Source organism: Amycolatopsis sp. GA6-003 (assembly GCF_046267895.1).
Lineage (GTDB): Bacteria > Actinomycetota > Actinomycetes > Mycobacteriales > Pseudonocardiaceae > Amycolatopsis.
This window is the reverse complement of record NZ_CP176499.1, coordinates 5,299,746-5,315,734: the sequence shown is the minus strand read 5'-3', so window position 1 is coordinate 5,315,734 and position 15,989 is coordinate 5,299,746. Positions and strand designations below refer to the sequence as shown.

Annotated in this window: 11 protein-coding genes; 8 read left to right on the top strand and 3 right to left on the bottom strand. The window is 71.4% G+C overall.

The genetic code is table 11. From position 1 onward, the window contains the following. The first annotated feature begins 48 nt into the window (after positions 1-48). The 4 genes from F9C12_RS23885 to F9C12_RS23870 all read left to right on the top strand — a co-directional run bounded on the left by F9C12_RS23885 (position 49) and on the right by F9C12_RS23870 (position 5,385). On the top strand, positions 49-351 hold the full coding sequence (locus F9C12_RS23885) for a hypothetical protein (protein WP_409184072.1): 303 nt from the start codon (positions 49-51) through the stop codon (positions 349-351). Between the two features lie 20 nt (positions 352-371). Then, positions 372-1,139 (top strand): TNT domain-containing protein, encoded by a 768-nt coding sequence (locus tag F9C12_RS23880; RefSeq protein ID WP_409467060.1) that lies wholly within the window; start codon positions 372-374, stop codon positions 1,137-1,139. Beyond that, positions 1,140-3,368, top strand: coding sequence for an ADP-ribosylglycohydrolase family protein (locus tag F9C12_RS23875; RefSeq protein WP_409461898.1), 2,229 nt, complete (start codon positions 1,140-1,142; stop codon positions 3,366-3,368). 124 nt (positions 3,369-3,492) lie between these two features. Next, a complete protein-coding gene (locus F9C12_RS23870) occupies positions 3,493-5,385 on the top strand; it encodes a TNT domain-containing protein (RefSeq protein WP_409184070.1) in 1,893 nt (630 codons plus the stop codon). Here the strand turns inward: F9C12_RS23870 and F9C12_RS23865 are convergent. The 3 genes from F9C12_RS23865 to F9C12_RS23855 all read right to left on the bottom strand — a co-directional run bounded on the left by F9C12_RS23865 (position 5,371) and on the right by F9C12_RS23855 (position 9,029). Then, positions 5,371-6,204 carry a class I SAM-dependent methyltransferase gene (locus F9C12_RS23865; protein ID WP_409461897.1) on the bottom strand — a complete coding sequence of 278 codons (834 nt, stop codon included), beginning with the start codon at positions 6,202-6,204 and terminating at the stop codon, positions 5,371-5,373. The genes F9C12_RS23870 and F9C12_RS23865 overlap by 15 nt on opposite strands. Then, positions 6,189-7,514 carry a sensor histidine kinase gene (locus tag F9C12_RS23860; RefSeq protein ID WP_409461896.1) on the bottom strand — a complete coding sequence of 442 codons (1,326 nt, stop codon included), beginning with the start codon at positions 7,512-7,514 and terminating at the stop codon, positions 6,189-6,191. Before F9C12_RS23860 ends, F9C12_RS23865 begins: the two co-directional genes overlap by 16 nt. 111 nt (positions 7,515-7,625) lie before the next feature. Next, positions 7,626-9,029, bottom strand: coding sequence for a CCA tRNA nucleotidyltransferase (locus tag F9C12_RS23855; RefSeq protein ID WP_409467059.1), 1,404 nt, complete (start codon positions 9,027-9,029; stop codon positions 7,626-7,628). Positions 9,030-9,172: 143 nt separating this feature from the next. Between F9C12_RS23855 and F9C12_RS23850 the strand changes: the two genes are divergently transcribed. The 4 genes from F9C12_RS23850 to F9C12_RS23835 all read left to right on the top strand — a co-directional run bounded on the left by F9C12_RS23850 (position 9,173) and on the right by F9C12_RS23835 (position 15,989). Continuing rightward, the gene (locus F9C12_RS23850; protein ID WP_009085315.1) at positions 9,173-9,679 is read left to right on the top strand and encodes an NUDIX hydrolase; all 507 of its coding nucleotides are present in this window, start codon (positions 9,173-9,175) and stop codon (positions 9,677-9,679) included. Positions 9,680-9,693: 14 nt separating this feature from the next. Beyond that, positions 9,694-11,856 carry a DUF6049 family protein gene (locus tag F9C12_RS23845; RefSeq protein ID WP_409184066.1) on the top strand — a complete coding sequence of 721 codons (2,163 nt, stop codon included), beginning with the start codon at positions 9,694-9,696 and terminating at the stop codon, positions 11,854-11,856. 673 nt (positions 11,857-12,529) lie between these two features. Further along, positions 12,530-14,308: a murein biosynthesis integral membrane protein MurJ gene (gene murJ, locus F9C12_RS23840; RefSeq protein ID WP_409186832.1), complete on the top strand. Its 1,779-nt coding sequence runs from the start codon at positions 12,530-12,532 to the stop codon at positions 14,306-14,308. A gap of 79 nt (positions 14,309-14,387) precedes the next feature. Further along, positions 14,388-15,989 carry a protein kinase family protein gene (locus F9C12_RS23835; RefSeq protein WP_409184065.1) on the top strand — a complete coding sequence of 534 codons (1,602 nt, stop codon included), beginning with the start codon at positions 14,388-14,390 and terminating at the stop codon, positions 15,987-15,989.

The following is a 15,989-nucleotide window of genomic DNA, read 5'->3' as shown; positions in this document are numbered from 1 at the left end:
GACCCAGTCGAGTTAACCTCGGCACGCGCAACGACACGGGGGGCCACCGTGAGCACCATCGGCGACGACCGGGCCCGTCTCGACGCCGCTCCAGCCGTCCTGACCTCGCCCGACGGGCTCGTCCGCGCGACCGCCGGACCGGCAGGCACGCTCGGCCGGCTCGAGTTCGCCCCGGACGCCTTCGAGCGGACCACGCCCGCGCAGCTCGCGTCGACCGTTCAGACGCTCGTGCAGCACCTGGCCGACGCACCCGAACCCCAGCACCTCTCCTCGATGCCTGCCCCGCGGCCGACCCCGCGCCGCGTCCGTCCGCGCGGAAGCGTTCCGCAGAACCGCCGCCGCGGGTCCTGATGCCGTCCGCTCCGGACGGGATGATCCACGTGGAACCAACGAGTACCCGGCAGGAGGCGCTCGTCGAGGTCGGCCGGCTGATCCGGGCGCACCGGGCCGATCCGGACGCGACGGCCGGCATCGAGTTCGCCCAGCTCGGCGACCATTTCGAGGTGCGGCACGCCACCGCCGGAACCGGCGAACCGGTGCCGGAGGAAGAACTGCCGCTCGTGCTGCGCTACCTCGAGCACATCCGTGACCTGGGCTTTCACTCGCCGTACGTCGAACCTCTGGTGCGCCGCACCGCGGAAGCCGATCTTGCCGCGCAACCGCGTCCGCGACCGACCCCGGAGGACGTCCAGCGCACCGCGGCCGACGTCGCCGCCGAGCGGGAAACCAACCCGGACCCGGTCCTGTCCGACACCGAACTCCTGACCCACCTCGGCCACCGGCTCGACTCCTTCGGCGTCTGGCCCGCCGACTGGCCGGTCCAGCCCGCCCCGGGTGACCCTCCCCTCACGCTGCTGCGGAACAAGAGACTCACTCGGTTGGCGGAAGGTACCTTCGTTCTGCGATTCGGCGAAGAACCCGGCAACCTGGTCCACCACCAGGCGGTACGGTTCGCGACGACGTCCCTGCCACTCGAACGGGAGCGGATGACCCGCACTTTTCGCCGCCGAAGATCACTCCACGTGATCACCGGGGTGACGGTGCCCTGGGCGAACCTTCCCGGCGGCGCGGTGGCGTACGTCTTGCCCAAGCCGATCGCGGAACACGAGTCCGACGGAAGCCTGGAGAGGATCGAGTAGGTGGAAGCGGCGGAAGCGGTGGAGAAGGTCGGGCAGTGGTTGCGCGCCGTGCACGGCCCCGAGGTCTCCGGGCCGGGCGGCCTCCGGGTCGACCACGACCGCGTGCTGCGGGTCCCCGAAGGCTGGTCGATCCCCTACAACACCGTCGCGTTCCTCGACGAAGGCCGTCCGGACAAGGAGCTGTTCCCCGCCCCGTCGGTGCTCGTGCGCGAGCCGGACGGGGAGCTGCGCCAGGCGCATCCGCATCCGGGCGGGCTCAGCACGCCGGTCGCGTACCCGGGCCAGGAGAGCTGGCGCGAGGTCGTCGACCCGGAGTACGCGAAGGCCGGGCTGGGCGAGCTCGGCGTGCCGCTGCCCGCGGTCGCGGGCTGGGTGAAGGTCGACAACGACGGCCACCAGACCGGGGACGAACGCGAGAACCCGGAGTACAAAGCCGGTCCGATCCGCCGCGGCTACCCGAAGCCGGAAAACCCGCTGGAGACCCTTCTCGCCTTCGCGAGCGTCGGCTGGCTTTCCCGCGAACAGCTGCTGATCGGCCTGCTGCGCTGCGAAGTCTTCGTGCCGCTCGACCTCAAAACCGGCGCGACCGACCGGTTCTACTTCTCCGAGGAACGCAACGAGCTGCGCGTCTTCAGCTCGACCCGGCACCTGCCCGCCCGCGAACACGCCTGGTGGCGAGTCGACTTGGCGACATTGGCCGAGTTCGAGCACCCGCCGAATCTGGTGATCAACGGCGGTCCGGCGACGTTCGAGGACGTCGCCGGCGCCGAGCTGACCGCGATCGCGAAGCGGTTTCCCCGGCAGGAGCCTCGGGTCGACGAGAACGGCCGCTGTCCGGAAATCGAAGAGGACCTGGAGAAGTTCGCGGTCGAAACCGCCGCGCGGATCGGGCTGGACAAGCCAGTCGACGTGCCGAAGGCAGCGGCGGAACGCGCGCGGCGGCACGGTTTCGAGCTGACCGCGGACGAATGCCGCAAGACCGTCCTCGGCCGGTCCTGGCTGCGCCGGTTCGAGCAGCCGGAACCGAGCCGGTCGCGGCCGAACGACTTGCGCGCCAACGGTCTCGTGCCGTCCTGGGACAACGAGGGCCGGATCGTCCCGAGGCTCGACACGTTCGGCAAATACCCCGAGGTGAGCCTGGAGAACTTCCGCTACGGCTGGCAGCGGGTCGTCGGCGCGTGGGTCGGCTTCGCGCTCGGGGAGGCGCTCGGCTCGGCCGTGGACCGGATGCGACTGGACGAGATCGTCTCGACCTACGGCCCAGACGGCGTCCGCGACCTTCCGCTCGCGTTCGACCAGCCCGGCCGGATCGGCTCGATGACCCAGCGGCTGCTTTTCCTCACCGAGGCGGTGATCCGCAGCCCGCATCGCGAACAGCCGGAATCGCGCGACGTCGAAAAGCTGTTCCCCGGCGTGGTCCGCGGCGCGCTGGGCCGCTGGCTGCACACTCAGGGCGCGGCGATCCAGAACGCCGACGGTTTCCTCGTCAAGGTGCCCGAACTGCACGCCCGCCGAGCCATCGACGACGCCGAGCTGAACGCGTATTTCGCGCTGGTCACCGGTGATCCGCAGGCCGCGCCGATGTCCGGGCCTGCCGCGCTGCTCGGAGCGCTGCCCGCGGTGCTGACCGCGGCCGGTCCGGGCACCGGGTTCAGCGGCGGCATCAGCCAGGTCGTGCGCGATCTGGCCGGCGTGACGCATCAGCCGGACGACGTGGCCGCCGCGACCTACCTGGCGTGGGTATTCGAGAAGGCGCTCACGAAAGATTCGTTCAGCTACCCGGTGTGGAACCTGTCCCGCGAGGTGCTCGACGAGCACGACGGCCCGGAGTGGGGACCGGTGCGCGACCTGGTGGCCGAAGCGGTGCCGTTTTTCGGCGAGCACGGCCTGCCCGACCTGCGGATGCCGGAGCTGATCGGCGACGGGCACAGCACGCTGTCCGTCCTCGGCCGTGCGTTCGCCGCGCTGTCCGGATTCGAGAACTACCCGGAACAGGCGATGCTGCGCGCGGTGAACCACTCCGGCCGCAGCGCGCTCACCGGCGCATTGACCGGGGCGCTGCTCGGCGCGCGGGTGGGCGTTCCCGGCCTGCCCCGGAAGTGGGTCGAGCAGCTCGAATTGCACCACCTGATCGAACAGGTGGCGACCGACGCGCTGTGGCATTTCGACCGCCATTCGGCGCGCAACGCACTCGGCGACGCCTGGGTGCAGCGCTACCCACGGCACTGATCGGTCACCCGAGCAGGTATTTGTGGGCGCATCTTTCCCCGTCTCCGGTGACCGATGGTCGGGTCGCCGCCCGGTCGGCTAAGTTCGGTGCGGCTACACGGGGGATTTCGGGGAGGAACCAGACGTGCGGTACCGGGTGGAATCGGGAGAACGCCCAGACGGCCTGTACGCGACGCTCGACGGGCGCACTTTCGCGGCACAACGCTCCACCACCGACGGCACGCTGCTGCTGACCGTCATCGGCGACGAGGAAGCGCCCGAGGGGTTCGACCGCGAGCACGAGGGGAAACCGGCGCGGGTCGTCCTCGCTAACGAGGTGCCCGCGACGTTCGACCTGCGCACCTACGCCGAATACGACGACGAGCTGTTCGAGGTCGCGCCGGGCGACCAGCCGAATCTGACCCTGCGCTGGACGCGGCACGATCCCTTGCGCGCCGCGCAGCTCGGGCTCACCGATTTCTCGGTGACCGTCCCGGGCAAGCAGCTGTCCGGGCTGTGGCTGACCCGGCACGACTACGGCGAGCCGAAGGCCGAGGTCGACGGCGGCGACCAGACCCGGATCCTGCGGGCGATCGGCCGTACGCTGCGCCAGGTGCCCGGCGGCTGGACGCGGGTCGCGGCGCAGTTCCGGCAGGTCGGCGACTACGCCGAGCTGGAGGTGCGCGCGGTCGGCGACGAGAACGGCCCGGTTTCCGTCGCGCTGCCCGGCACCCCGCAGCTGAGCACGCTGTTCTCCCAGCTGCGCGCCGCGATGTACCAGCCGGAGACCGGCACCTGGTTCCAAGGCACCTTCACGCTCGACGCCGATTCGCAGTTCGACTTCGACTTCGACGCCGACCAGGAGCCGGACTGGCGGCTGCCGCCGAATGACGCCGGCGAGCCCGCCCGCGAGTCCTACCTGGTGGAGCTGACCCGTTTTCCCCGGCCGGACAAGCATTTGCCGGACTGGCTCGGCGCGAAAGCCGGGCTTCCGCTGAACGTCGGATTCCGCCAGGCGCGGCCGGTCGACGCGCACAATGAGGGCGAACGGCCCGTGGTGAACCGCCCGCCGGTGCCGCCGGACCAGGTCCGCGGCGTGCTCGACTACCTGTTCCGCTCGCCCGTCGTGCTGCACCGGCCGGTGCCGCAGCCGGACATCTTCGCGCCCGGCGCGCCGCCGGACGTGCCGCACGCCTTCCACACCGACGGCACCTGGATCTGGCCCGCCGCCGTGCCGCACTACCTGCGCAAATACGGTGTCCCGCCGGAGCCGGAGCTGGTCGAGCACATCCGCGCCGCCGGATTCCGGCCGCCGATCGTGCGCGACCTGGTGCGCGCGACCGCCGAGGCCGACGTGCTCGGCAAACCGCGTCCGGGGCGTACCGAGGCCGACCTCCCGGACGACAGTTCGCTGGCCCGCGCGGTTCGCGGCGAGCCGAACCGAGGGCTGCGCGCGGCCGAGACGTTGGCGCTGCTGCAGCAACGGCTCGTAGAGCATGGCGTGCCGTCGTCGGCGTACCGGATCGGCGCGGACGAGGTGCCCGCCGAAGGCGTGTGGACGTTGCGCCGCGCGGAAAACCGCTGGGAGGTGTCGCGTCCGCCGTCCGTGGAGCCGGTGGCGTTCGCCAATCTCGCCGACGCGGCCCGGTTCCTCCTCGGGACGCTGCTGATGCTGCCGCCGCAGGCCCCGGACGAATCCGATCAGCCCGCGGACTGGCCGATCCTGCCGATGCGCGGCGAGCCGCCGCTGTCGTTCTTCCGCGGCAAGCGGATCGTCGCGCTGCCCGCCGGCACGACGGTGGTCCGGTTCGGCCCCGAGGCCGGGAACCTGGTGCACCCGAATTCGGTGCGGTTCCTCGAAACCTCGCTGACGCCGGACCGCGAACGCGATCGGCACGAGTACCGCGTGCAGCGCACGATCCGGGTGCTGACCGGGATCACCGCGCCGTGGGGTCCGCAGCCCGGCGGGGCCACGGCGTACCTGCTGCCGCGGCCGATCGCGCAGCACCTCGAGCAGGGAGCGCTATCCCGGCTGTGAGGCCGTGATCAGCACCGCGGGCGACCACCAGTAGTCCGCGAGCGGTTCCACAGTCACGTCGGCGAACCCGGCGGCCTCGAGCTGCCGGGTCCACTGCGTCGCCGGATGTTCCCAGTTCGTCTGCGCCGTCCCGGCCGCGACGCCGAGCAGCACCGGCAGCAGAAATCCTTGTGCCACCAGGGAAGCCTGCTCGCCGTACTCGGCGACGCCGCGTTCGTACCGCCGCGCGAGCGATTCCAGGTCGGCGGCGTCCGGCACGTCGAATTCGGCCAGCAGCAACCGTTCCGTCCTCGGCCGCAAGGCGCTCAGCACCTCGGCCCGGACCGACGGTTCGATCGACTGCAGCGCGAACGTCGACTGCGTGAGGTTCCACGTGGAACCATCCGCGGCGAGAAAGTCCTGCGCGGTCACCGGAAACCGGCGCGCGCCAGCGACTTCGACGTCCGCGAGCAGCGCCTCCGACGGCTCCACCAGATCGATCCGCTCCGGCCGGAACGAAGCGCGCGCCAACGCCGGTTCGATCGCCAATCCGTCGCCGCAGCCGAGATCCAGCAACGCCGCCGGACGCCAGGAGTCGTACCGCGCCGCCAGTTCTTCGCTCAACCGCCGGTACAACTCGACGTTCCCGCCGCCGCGAATGAACGCCGTGAACGCGGCCGGCTGGTCGTACACCGGACCGCTCGGCCCCGCCTTGAGATACGTCGCCAGCTCAGCGCCCAACGGAGTCCCGGCCTCGGCGGCAAGCGCGCCCGCCCGCTCGACGTCGCCGTCCCGGTACGCCGCCAACGCACCGGCCACCCCGCTCACAGCGGCACCCACAACGTCACCCTCGTTCCGCTCCCCGGACTCGATTCGACCAACGAAGTCCCGCCGACCTCGGCGAGCCGCGCGGTGATCGACTCGCTGATCCCGAACCCGGCCGGCCGGTCGTGCGGGCTGAAACCGGTGCCGTGGTCGCGCGTGATCACCGCGATCCCGCCGTTGCGTTCCTCGACCCGCACCACGACCTTGTCCGTCTCCGCGTGCTTCATCGTGTTGCGCATCGCTTCCCGCACCGCGTCGCGGATCGCGATCTGCCGGACCTCGGACAGCGTGTCGTTGTCCAGTTCGGCGATCACCAGCTGCGCACGCAGACCGTCGCGCGCCATTTCCGCCGCCAGCGCCGCGAGTTTCTCGCCAAGCGGCCGCGCGCCCTCCTCGGCTCGCTGCGCGGCAGCGGTCTCGATCGTCTGCCGCAGTTCGATCGCCTGCGCGCGGGCCAGCCGCTGCACCTCGACCAGCCGCTGATCGGAATCCCCGGGACCGCCGAGCGCGATCGCCTCCAGCGTCTGCAGCACCGTGTCGTGCAGCATCCGGTGCTGCCGCGCGCGTTCGGCGAGCCGCCCGTTGCGGATCCCGTACGCCAGCGCGAGCCGGATGCCGAGCCCGAGCAGGATCAGCGCGCCGACCGCGGTGAACAGGACGCCGAACATCGTCGGATACAGCGACGCGGCCTGCGCGAAATCGACCGTGCCGTGGTTGAGCAGGTCCGACAGCAGCCGCACCGGCAGGCTGAGCGCCGCCAGGCCGATCCCGGACGGGATGCCGACGGCGAGCGTAAGCAGGGCGACGCTGCCGAGCAGGTGTTTGTCCGCGACGCCGACCGCGTCGTGGAACACCGCGGGCGACACCGTCGCACCCAGGAACAGCTCGAACGCGAGCGTCGCCACGAGGTCGATCAGCAACAGCCGACCCGCGAGATCGCTGCGGAACGGAGCCCGGCGCATCATCCAGAACAGGCCGAACGCGCTCAGCGCCATCGAGCACACGGTGACGATCGCGACCGACGCCAGCCCGGCCGATCCGTGCTTGACCGCGTACGAAGCGAACGTCGCCGGCACCACCACCAGCCGGTAGACGAGCGGAACCAGCACCACGTACCGGGCCGCCCGCAGCAGCAGCCCGTCGTGGTGGCGGTCGTCGACCGGACCGGCCATCCGCGAGATCCGCTGCAGCGCGCGCACCGGGGTGGGATCGGCGATCTCGTCGGTCAGCCCCGTGGTCGCGGTGGCCAACGCGGGCGTGCCGCGCCGCAGCAAGGTGACGAGAAAGCTGGCTCCGCGCCCGTCCCCGTCCTGCTGCCGCGTCATCGATCCCCCCTGTTCGGTTCGAGACAGGGAGTATCTCGGGTGGCCGGTGGATGATCCAGAGGCCAAAGGGGGATCGTGGTGAACCCGCGATCCCGAATTCACTTCTTGGGACTACTCGACCGAACCGAGACCCTCCGCCGCCGCCCACTTCTTCAGTTCGGCGACCGCCTCGTCGTGGTCGAGCGGACCGCGGTCGAGGCGCAGCTCCTTGAGGAACTTCCAGGCCCGGCCGACCTGCGGGCCCGGCGGAAGGCCGAGCAGCCGCATGATCTCGTTGCCGTCGAGGTCCGGCCGGACCCGGTCGAGGTCCTCCTGCTCCTTGATCCGCGCGATGCGGGCCTCGAGGTCGTCGTAGGTCGCCTGCAGCGCGGCCGCCTTGCGCTTGTTGCGCGTGGTCGAATCGGCGCGGACGAGCTTGTGCAGCCGGGTCAGCAGGTCGCCGGCGTCGGTGACGTAGCGGCGGACCGCCGAATCGGTCCACTCGCCGCCGCCGTACCCGTGAAACCGCAGGTGGAGGAACACGAGCTGGGAGACCTGCTCGACGATCTCCTTCGAGTACTTCAACGCCCGCAAACGTTTGCGGGCCATCCGCGCGCCGACCACCTCGTGGTGGTGGAAGCTCACGCCGCCGCCGGGAGTGAACTCGCGGGTGGCCGGCTTGCCGATGTCGTGCAGCAGCGCGGCGAGCCGCAGCACGAGGTCCGGTTCACTGGTCGGCTCGTGGGATTTCTCGAGCGCGATCGCCTGCGCGAGCACGGTCAGCGAATGCTGGTAGACGTCCTTGTGCTGGTGGTGCTCGTCGATCGCCAGCCGCATGCCGGGCAGTTCGGGCAGCACCCGGTCGGCCAGCCCGGTGTCGACCAGCAATTCCAGGCCCGGCCGCGGGTCGGGGGCGAGCATCAGCTTCGACAGCTCGGTCTGCACCCGCTCGGCGGTGATCCGGTCGATCTCCTCGGCCATCGACGTCATCGCCTCGACCACGCGCGGCGCGGCGGTGAAGCCGAGCTGCGCGGAGAACCGGGCGGCGCGCATCATCCGCAGCGGGTCGTCGGCGAACGACTCCTGCGGCAGCGCCGGCGTGTCGAGCACCTTCAGCCGGAGCGCGTCCATCCCGTCGTGCGGGTCGATGAACGTCTTCCCGACCAGGTCGATCGCCATCGCGTTGACGGTGAAGTCGCGGCGGAGCAGGTCGCCCTCGATGGTGTCGCCGAAGGTGACCTCGGGGTTGCGGCCGACGCGGTCGTAGCTGTCCGCGCGGAACGTGGTGATCTCCAGCGTCGTGCCGTTCTTGGTGACGCCTACGGTGCCGAACGCGATGCCGACGTCCCAGACCGCGTCACCCCACTCGCTCACGATCTGCAGCACCCGGTCCGGGCGCGCGTCGGTGGTGAAGTCGAGGTCGCTCGACAGCCTGCCGAGCAGCGCGTCGCGCACGCTGCCGCCGACCAGGTACAAGCTGTGGCCAGCGCGCGCGAAGCGCTCGGCCAGCTCGTCGGCCAGCGGGGACACTCGCATCAGTTCCGTCACCGCGTTCTGCTGGGCGACCAGGTTGTTCACTCGAATCCCACCACGAAAATGGCGCCAACGCTGCCGGCGCCGCCGGACACGGACACGGAGAGCCAGAGTACCCGGGCGACCGTTTGCTCTAGCATCGCAGCATGTCTGGATCTGCCGGTCGCGCCGGGCCGCCGACGCCGCGCCGGCGGCGACGGCGCCACCGCGGCAGGCGGCTGACCACGGTCGACGAGACCTCGGCCGGCGGACTGGTCGTCGACCCGGAGCGCGAACGCGCGGTGCTGATCGGGCGGCTCGACCGACACGGCAGACTGCTGTGGTCGTTGCCGAAGGGCCACATCGAGGACGGGGAAACGGTGGAGCAGACCGCGGTGCGCGAGGTGAAGGAGGAAACCGGCATCTCCGCGCGCGTGCTGCACCCGCTGGGCACCATCGACTACTGGTTCGTCGCGCAGCAGCGCCGGGTGCACAAGACCGTGCACCATTTCCTGCTCGAAGCCACCGGCGGCGAACTGTCGGACGAGGACGTCGAGGTGACCGAGGTCGCCTGGGTTCCGCTGGCCGAGCTGGAGACCACCCTCGCCTACGCGGACGAGCGCAAGCTGGTTCGCGGGGCAGCGGAACTTTTCGCGCCCGACGAGCGCGGCTGAGAGGGAGCACCCGAGTGAAGCGGCCCGCCGCCTTCTTGCTGTCCTTGCTGATCGTCGCCGCCACCGCGCTGTTCGGTGCTCCGGCCGGCGCGCAGGAGAACCCGTCCGGGGAACCGGCCCGGCTGCGGCTCGACCTCGGCCAGCTCTCCCCGCGCGTGATCACCAGCTCCGACCAGGCGATCACGGTGACCGGGACGGTGACCAACACCGGGTCCCGGCGGATCGTCAAGCCGATGGCCCGGCTGCAGATCGGCGAACGACTCGCCAGCCCGCGCGCGATGGAGTCGGTGCTCGCCGGCAACCCGGTGCAGGACGCCCCGCTCACCGACTTCGCCTCGCTCGCCGAGGACCTGGAGCCGGGCCAGAGCGCGCGGATGGAGATCACGGTGCCGCTCACCGGACCGCGCGGAGCGGCGCTCCGGCCGGGCGTGTACCCGCTGCTGGTGAACGTGAACGGCACCCCGGAGTACGGCGGACCGGCCCGGCTCGCCGCGGTGAGCCTGCTCATGCCGGTGCTGTCGACGCCGGGCCACTCGAACAACCAGGCGACGCCGCGGCATTCGAAACTGGCCGTGCTGTGGCCGATCACCGACAGCACCCCGCATGTCCAGTCCGCGCCGTTCGGCGTGCCGATGACGCTCACCGACGATTCGCTCGCCGACGAGCTGAGCCCGGGCGGACGGCTGTATTCGCTGGTCTCGGCGGCGCGCGCGGCACAGGAGACGAACGCGAAGATCGGCGGCTCGCTCTGCTTCGCCCTCGATCCGGACCTGCTGCGCACGGTCGACGCGATGCGCGACGGCTATCGCGTCAGCGGCGGGGTAGCGGGCAAGGGCGCGGACGCCGCGTCGAACTGGCTGGCCGCGCTGCGTGCGCTGGTCACCGGCCGCTGCGTGATCCCGCTGCCGTTCGCCGACGCCGACCTCACCACGCTGGGGAAGGTCCGCGGCACCGACGGCAATCCCGACGCCGGCCTCATGACCACGGCGCTGAACGGCACCGCGACGATCCGCCAGGTGCTCGGCGTCGAGTCGAAGAGCGGCGTGCTGTGGCCGGGCGGAACGCCGGACGAGAAGGCGCTGTCGGCGATTTCGTCGGGCGGCTTCCAGACCGTGCTCACCGACGGCGCGAAGCTGCGAGCGGGCGGGGACGACGAGACCGTCACCGGCGCCGCGACGCTGTCCGACGGCCTGCGCGCACAGCCGACCAACTCGATGGCCACCGCCGGCCTCACCGGATTCGTGCCGAGCCCGCAGACGCCGACCACCTACAGCGGTGCTTCGCAGCGCGCGGTCTCCACGCAGAACGGCCTCGCCGCGATCGCCTTCGAGGCCGGGCTCGGCCGCGTCGAGGGGGCCACCGGCGGACCGCTGCTCGTCGCTCCGCCGCGGCGCTGGGACGCCACCACCGACGAGCTGAACGCCTTCCTGTCCGGGCTCGGCAAGCTCACCAACGCGGGCGTGACCGCCGGTTCGACGCTCGACGACCTGCTGGGGAGCACCCCCGAGGGCAGCGCTTCGCTGGTCTCGACCACCCGTTCGGACGGCGGCGCGGCGGTCGCCGACCAGCTGTCCGGCCTCGACCAGGACGTCGCGAGCCTGATGTCCGCGATGCAGGTGGACCCGCGCAACCGGGTCGAGCCGAAGGCGATCGTCGGGCCGGTCCGCGACGCGCTGGTCCGCGGCAGTTCGACCGCGTTCGGCCCGGCGACGGCGCCGTCGTCCGCCTCGGCGAACGCGACCGCCGAACTCGCCGCGATCCGCGATCAGGTGACCGTCGAACAGCCGAAGCAAACGATTGCGCTCGCGTCCGGGTCCTCGCCGCTGCCGGTGTACGTGCACAACGACCTGCCGGTCGGCGTCACCGCGCAGATCGCGCTGAAGAACAACATGGGCGTCCGGCCCGAGGCGGCCAAGAACTGGCTGTTCCCGGCCAAGGGCGGGCAGACCAAGTACGTGCAGATCGAGGCGCTGCGGGCCGGGCGGCTGTCGGTCGATGTGTCCTTGACCACCCCGGCCGGAACGGACCTCGGCGCGACCGCGCGGTTCGAGCTGACCTCGACCGAATACGGCCCGATCACCATCATCGTCACCGTCGCCGCTGGTTGCGCGCTGTTGCTGCTGGCGTCCCGGCGGATCTACCGGCGGGTCAAGGAAAGCCGAGGCGGCACGCCCTGACATCCAGCGGGGTGCGGGTGCTCGCGCCCGTTCCCGATTACCCTGGGTCGGCGCTGCCACAATGGCAGGGACCAGGGGACCGCTGAGGATTGGGCACGCGTTGGACAAAGAGCCGGGTCAACCACCCGAGCGTGCGGGGCGTCCTCGGCGGGACGGCGCGGCGCCGAGGCGGAACGACCAGCCTCGCCGCGCGGTGAGGGACGCCCGTCGCCAGCCGCCTCCTCCGCCGCCGCCCGCCGACCGCAGGCAGCCGCCGCCCAACGGCACCCGCCGCATGCCGCTGCCCGACGACCGCCCGCCCGCGCCTTCCGACCGCGCCCAGCCGCGCCGGATCGACCCGCGCGGCGGCGAACCCAGGGAACCTCGCGCGCCGCGCCGCGTCCCGCCGCCGAACGGCCAGCAGCGTCCGGCCCCGACCAGGGCCGCCATGCCGCCGGTGCGCAGGCCGCCTCCGCCGCGTCCGTCCGGGCCGCAGCAACTCCCGCCGTCCGGCCCGCAGCCGCTGCCGCCGTCGGGTCCGCAGCCGCTCCCGCCGGTGAACCAGCCGCCGAACCGCGGCCAGCTTCCGCAGCCGACGCCGCCGCCGGCGAACGTGCCGGGCCCGCCGCCGCCGGTGCACCGCGGCCGCGGCCCGCGTCCCGGCACGCCGATCCGGCCGTGGCAGGAAGAAGCGATGCGGGACCCGGACGCCACCCGGTTCATCCCGCGCACCGCGGGCGTCCCGCTGGCCGCCCCCTCGCGCTGGCCGACCGCCGACCCGGACGTGCTGCGCCCGTACGACGCGCTGGCCACCCAGGTCATGCCGCGGATCAAGGACGCGCCGCTCGCGCGTCCGGCCGAGGCTCCCGAGCAGCCCAAGGAAGAGGGTCCCTCGGTCGCCAAGGCGTCCGGGCGGATGGCGATCGCGTCGCTGATCAGCCGCATCACCGGCTTCCTGTGGAAGGTGCTGCTGGTCGCGGCGATCGGAGCCGGGGTCGCGACGGACTCGTTCAACGTCGCGAACACGATGCCGAACATCATCTTCGAACTGCTGCTCGGCGGCGTGCTCACCAGTGTGGTGGTGCCGCTGCTGGTGCGTTCGCAAGACGATCCGGACCACGGCCAGGCCTACGCGCAACGGCTGCTGACCACCGGCGTCACCGTGCTGTTCGTCGGCACCGTGATCGCGGTGGTCGCGGCACCGGCGTTCACGTCGCTGTACATCGATTCGTCCGGCAACGCGAGCGCGGGCCTGACCACCGCGTTCGCCTACCTGCTGCTGCCGGAGATCTTCTTCTACGGCGTGTTCGCGCTGGTCTCGGCGATGCTGAACGCCAAGCACGTGTTCGGGCCGACTGCCTGGGCCCCGGTGATCAACAACCTGGTGGTCATCTTCACCATCCTCGTGGTGTGGCTGATGCCCGGTTCGATCGACACCGGCAATCCGTCGATCACCGACCCGAAGGTGCTCACGCTCGGCCTCGGCGTCACCGGCGGCATCGCCGCGCAGGCGCTCATGCTGATCCCGCCGCTGCTGCGGTCGGGCTTCCGGCCGCGTTGGCGGTGGGGCCTGGACAGCCGGATGAAGGAGTTCGGCGGGCTGGCGCTGTGGGTCGTCGGCTACGTCGCGGTCAGCCAGATCGGCCTCACGATCACCACCCGGGTGCTCACCAAGGGCACGCCGGGCGGCGTCACCGCCTACAACTACGCGTGGCTGCTGTTCCAGCTGCCCTACGGCGTGCTCGGGGTTTCGCTGCTGACCGCGATCATGCCGAGGCTGAGCCGCGCCGCCGCCGACGGCGACACGAAGAAGCTGGTCAGCGACCTGTCCTACGCCTCGCGGATCTCGACGGTCACGCTCGTGCCGATCTCCGCGGTGATGACGATCGTCGGCACCTCGATGGGCATCGCGCTGTTCGCGATGGGCAAGGGCAAGCTCGAAGACGCCGAGCGGATGGGCCAGGCGCTGGCGATCACGGCGTTCGCGCTGCTGCCGTACGCGCTGGTGATGCTCCAGATGCGGGTGTTCTACGCGATGAAGGACGCCCGCACGCCGACGTTGATCATGATCGTGATGACCCTGGTCAAGGTGCCGCTGCTGTTCCTGTGCCCGGTGCTGCTGAACCCGGAGAACATCGTGCTCGGCGTGATGATGGTGAACGCGCTGACCTACGTCATCGGCGCGATGCTCGGCCAGGTGTGGCTGTGGGTGACGCTCGGCAACCTGCGCAGCAAGCGGGTGATCGGGGTGATCCTGTTCACGGTCGTGGCGAGCGTGCTCGGGGTCGCCGCCGCGTGGGTCGTCGGGCTGATCGTGCCGTCGTCCCTCGGCCCGGTTCCGCACGCCTGGATCAAGCTCGTCCTGCAGGGAATCGTCGGGATCGTCGTCTCGTTCGGCGTGCTCATGGCGCTGAAGGTCGAGGAGCTGAAGCCCGTAACATCGAGATTCACTCGATTGATCAAGCGCGGGTAACGATTGATTCACGACTCACGACGCTTCTACGGCTGATGATCCGGGTACCCTCGGTGCCGGGAGCGAAGCGGGAGAGAGCGTGGACACGAGACGAAGCGAGCAGGCGGGGGACGCCGCGGGCATTCGCGCCCGGGGCGGATCGCTCGCGCCCGGACGCGTCGTAGGGGACGGCCGGTATCGCCTGCTTGCCCAGTTCGGGGTAGACGAGCGGGCCGCCGCGCACCTCTGGCGGGCGCGGGACGGGCAGCTCAAACGGGATGTCGCACTGACGCTGCTGGTCGGCGATCCGGCCGATCCGGAGGCGGCGCGGCAGGCCCGGCGCACCCTGGAGCGGGCCGCGCACGCGTCGAAGTTCGGGCACGGCGGCGTCGCCCGGGTGCTCGACGTGCTCAGCCTCGGCAGCGGAGTCACCTCCAGCGAGGGACTGCTCGGCGTCGTGGTGGCGGAGTGGACCAAGGGCAGCGACCTGGTGGACCTGGTCGCGCAGCGCCCGGTGGCCCCCGCCGCGGCCGCGCGGATGGTGCAGGCACTCGCCGAAGCGGTCGACCACGCCCACCAGAACGGCCTCGTCCTCGGCCTCGACCACCCGCAGCGGCTGCGGCTCACGCCGGGCGGCGCGCTCAAGCTCGCCTTCCCCGGCCCGCTGCCGGAAGCCACCCTCCGCGACGACGTCAAGGCGCTCGGCGCGGTCCTGTATCTGCTGCTCACCGGACGCTGGGCGCTGCCCGGCGGGCCGCCCGCGATCCCCGCGGCGCCGCTCACCCCGCAGGGGCACGTGGTGCCGCCGCGGTCGCTGGTGCCCGCGGTGCCGCCGGAGCTGTCCTCGCTGGCCGTGCGCACGATCGAGGACGGCGGCAGCGGCGGGATCCGCACCAGCTCGGCCATCCTGCGCGTGCTCGGCCAGGTCGCCGAGCAGGAGGAACGGACCCAGCTGATCAACGCGGTCGGCAAGGACGATCCGGCGACGGACTCCGACGGCACGATCTGGACCACGAAGAAGCCGGTGAAGGACGTCGCGCGGCGGCGGAAGCTGGCCTTCGGCGTCACCGTGCTGGTGGTCGCCACCGTGGTGATCCTCGCGTGGGGCGGGCTGATGCTGATCAACCTGTTCCAGGGCGACGGCAAGCCGACCGGTCCGGCGATCAACGTCGCGGCACCCCCGAGCAGTTCGGCTCCGGCCAAACCGGGCAACCAGGCCCCGCCGCCGGCGAACCAGCCGCCCGCGGGCCCGAAGACCGGCGATCCGGTGGCCCCGAAGGCGGCCTCGGTCTACAACCCGCAGGGTTCCGGCGACAACCCGGGCCGGGCGAAGAACGCGATCGACGGCGATCCGGGCACGATCTGGAAGACCGACCAGTACCAGCAGCAGCTGCCCGCGCTGAAGCCGGGCGTCGGGATCGCGGTCTCATTCGACGACCCGGTGAACCTCGCGCAGGTGAAGATCAGCGCGGACAGCCCGGGCACGAAGGTCGAGATCCGGTCGGCGGACAGCAAGAACCCGCAGCTCGAGGACACCAAGGTGGTCGGCAGCGGCGACCTGAACGGTCCGGACACCACGATCACGCTGCAGCAGCCGACGCAAAGCAAGTACTTCATCGTCTGGATCACTCAGCTGGGCGACAACGGCGGCGACGGCTTCCTGACCCAGATCGGAGACCTGAGCTTCCTGCCTGCGGCGTGA